Source organism: Bacteroidales bacterium (assembly GCA_041671145.1).
GTDB lineage: Bacteria > Bacteroidota > Bacteroidia > Bacteroidales > JAHJDW01 > JAQUPB01.
Window position 1 is genome coordinate 1 of record JBAZBZ010000082.1, and the last position, 3,767, is coordinate 3,767.

Sequence of the window (3,767 nt, forward strand, 5' to 3'; positions counted from 1 at the left end):
TGAACAATATTTCTTGGTGTCAAAATTTTGTAACACTCCAACATTATTTTTTCAAGTCCGTTTGTAAATGCTTCATAAGTACTCATGTTTCCCAAGTCGTTTTCAAACTCGGAATAATACTCAACTCCAATTCGCGAACCGCTTCTAAAACCTTTCTCACTTTGTTTTCTTAAACCTGCTCCTTTATTTCGTAAAATGTTATGATATGGCGGAGATGTTACAATATAATCTACACTCTTAATTTTTTTTACAGTTTTCAAAGCATCGCCAATAATATATTTATAGTTCGTAGCTTGTTTGAAATTTTTCTTTTTCAATCTTTCTTCCGCTAACTTTTTAAATTCTTTATTTAAGTCAATACCAACTGCAAAGCGGTTTAAATTATTAGCTGCAATTATTGTTGTTCCGCTTCCGCAAAATGGGTCTAATACTGTCATTCCTTCTTTTGTAAAGAAGCTAATTAATTTCATTATATCTTTAATTAAAAAAGGTGCTGGGTGTGCAAACGCATCTTTGTCGTCAACACATTTTTCACTTTGCCAAAAACTTTTTGTAAGCAACAACCATTCTTTGCCAGTAAGATTATTTAATTGGTTGCGACTATCTATTTTTCCCTTTGTCATATAGTTTTTGTAAAAGTATTTATTAGTTCGTTGTCTACTTTTCTTGTTGCTTGAAGTTTTTCGGTATCGCTATACAACAAATATTTCCAATTATATGATTTAAAATTATCCGTAAACATTGGGTCATTTGTTCCTAAAAACTCATTAGTTCTTTTGTCTGGAATTACCATAATTTTCGGAATGTGTGTTTCTACATTAGATGCTCTTTGAACACCTGATGTAAATTTTGTTGAATTTTCAACTTCAATAAGACAAGCAATTTTATTATTGTCAATCCAAACCATATCTATCATTTCAATTCGTTCAAGTTTGTCTTTTTCATAAGACAGAAAACTTAAATTATTGAAGTCGGCAAATTCAGATAATTTTTTCCCGTTAATAATTTCAGGTTGCTCGCGTTTACCAATAAATATCTTGTACCCTAATTTTTTTCCTATATCTGAAAGCAATTTTAAAATTTCTGTGTGCTTTGTAAAATCCGCTTCAACTTCAATTGCCCGATACAACCATTTACCACCTGATTGAGATGCGTATTTTTTTAAAATCTTGTCAATTGATTTTATGTCGGGAGTTAATCCATTTGGATATTTAACAAATATTTCTGCTAATACTTGGTCAAATGCAACCGAAGTTTTTCGCCTTAATAAATTAACAATAGTTTCTTCGACTCTATCAGTTAAAAGTCGGTCAGGATATTTTATATATGTTTTAGGATTTGTGAACCACCAGTAATTACCTGCTTTGTTGTCTCCATTTGTAGCTATTTTAAAAACCTTTCCAATATTAGCTTCCAAAATATGCTGAATATTGCTGTCAAAATCTTCCAAGTCAAAACCAGCACCTGAAATTTCTGTAAGCACACCATTAAATAAAAACTGATAAGGAGTTGGCTCGTTTCTCATAGCAATTATTTCAATTGCTTTTGTTACCACAAAATGCTCAAATTCGTCTTTGTCCGTTTTAATTGCTTTAATATCGGATTTAACACAACGTATATAAAAATCAGTTCCCGAAGTACCATAAGGATTTGCAACATTTGCCTCGCCTGTTCTTCTGTTTTGTTGATGAATAACTTTTTCAATTCTAAATCCTGCTAAAGAAATTGATTTTAAAAACGCATTCCAAATAGGCAGTTCTTTATTATGAAATGTGAAAACGATTTTTCCTTCGGGTTTTAAAAGTTTGTAAAGATTTTTTATTGCATTAGTAAATCTTTGTTTGTAGGTCTCAATAGAAATATGCCCTTTTTTAACTGTTATTTCAGCATCAAAATTTGCTTTGTATTTTGAATGATATTTTTCTAACCAATTCAGCCAAATAGTTGACAAGTCAAGATACTGAACAAGTCCGCCATAAGGGGGGTCTGTTAAAATAAAATCAATTGAATTTTCGGGAATAAAATCTAAAATAGTATTTATGTCAACTGCTCCGTATTTAATATCAAAACCTGTTAATTTATCTTTTTGTTTATTACTATAACTAACATTTAAAAGTTTAGGTTTCTTTTTTAAATATTTTGGAACATCAGATAAACAACTTTCAACAGATTGCTTTCCTAAACAGCTTCCTTGAAATACAAGTAATGCATTCATTTCCATTTTACGTGATGAACATATATAAGCTGAACGACCCCAACTTGTGGAAAATGCTCTGTTCGCATCTTCACGTCTCGGAACACTCATTTTTGTACATAAGTGAAGCGACTGTATGAAACCAAAAAGCAATTGCTTTTTTATATTTTCATCATTGCACTTTAATATTTCATCAAATATTTTAGAGAGGACATATAGATTTCTCTTTGTCCAAAGATTTGTAAAGTTATTACCACCTAAACAACTTATAAAGTTTGCAGGGAAAGATGGGGAAATATGAAATGGTTTATCGGGAAACCAAAATGGGATTTCAATTTCATTCATTGAAATTCCTTTTGTGTTGTCATCTTGATTCGGCTGTGCTGTGTATCTTTTAATTATTTTGGGTATCTTCTTTTTCTTCTTTAATTCTTTTTGTTCTTTAATTTCATTTTCAGTTGCCTCAATTCCTATTTCGTAAATATTTTTATCTTCCCATTTAAAGCTTTGAGCAATTGTAGTTTCATTACTATGTCTGGATTGTGTTGTGAAATATTTATTGTAAATAGCATCTGTTGTAAATGTTGCTGCAATTCTTTTTACTTCTTTCTCAAATTTTACCTTATCAAAATCTGTTGCAAAAATCTCAATTATAAAAGATGTCAATGGATTTAAGTCAAAAGCAATTACTTTTCTGTTTGCTTTTATTGCTTCAAATGCACTAATACCACTGCCAGAAAATGGGTCAAGAAAAATTCCGTTTTCGGGAGTGTAATTTTCAATATACTTCCGCCAAATGTTATGAGGTTTTTTTCCCCAATATTTCATTGCTGTGTAGATGGGTGGTCTCACATCTTCAACTAAAGCATAGTTTATTTCTTCAATTGGCATATTATTTTATTTTAGAGTTTAAATATTTTACTTTCTTTTCAGCTACCTTTAAAGCTTCGAAACCAAATTCCTCGTTTGCTAATTCATAAGTAACTTTATCGCTGAGAAACTGAATTAATAAATTCTTTTCATCTGTTTTAAATATTTTAGCAAACTGTAATACTTGTTCTTTTGTTGCTCTTCTTTCATTTCTTTCAATCTTGCTTAAAAAAGATTGGTCAATGTCAAGCAAAGCCGCAACTTTTCTTAATGGCAATTCTTTTTCCTCTCTAAGCTTTCTTATTACTTCTCCAAATGTTAGCATTTTGGTATAAATTAATTTGGTATATAATTGTCCAAAAGTAATATTCATTAATTAAACTACCAAGTTTTTTTTTATAAAAGTTATTAACAGAACTGTCAAGAAGCGGTGCGCAGGCAAAATTGCAGCTTATTTGCGAGCTTTGGTTTTACGTTGGCTCGTGGGGCTTGCAAATGTGCTGCAATGTGAGATGGCAAATACGGCTTTGCCGAAAAGAGCGTGGGGGTAAAAATTTAAACATTTAGGTTGGCTGTATTGGATATTCCGAGCAAAGTAGACCACCTATTTCGCAGTAAACTGTGCCACCAAAACTGATTGTCCCATTGAAGTCATTTCTCTGCTATTTTTCATTAATACAAATATAGTTTATTTTATCATTTA

3 protein-coding genes are annotated in these 3,767 nt (G+C 30.9%); all 3 read right to left on the reverse strand.

Annotated features, from left to right (window positions below; genetic code table 11):
* The coding region (locus WC223_13935) for a DNA methyltransferase (protein MFA6925342.1) at window positions 1-623 on the reverse strand (623 nt) is incomplete at its 3' end.
* On the reverse strand, window positions 620-3,085 hold the full coding sequence (locus WC223_13940) for a DNA methyltransferase (GenBank protein MFA6925343.1): 2,466 nt from the start codon (window positions 3,083-3,085) through the stop codon (window positions 620-622). The genes WC223_13935 and WC223_13940, both read right to left, overlap by 4 nt.
* Before the next feature lies 1 nt (window position 3,086).
* Window positions 3,087-3,389, reverse strand: coding sequence for a helix-turn-helix transcriptional regulator (locus tag WC223_13945; GenBank protein ID MFA6925344.1), 303 nt, complete (start codon window positions 3,387-3,389; stop codon window positions 3,087-3,089).
* Window positions 3,390-3,767: the final 378 nt, after the last annotated feature.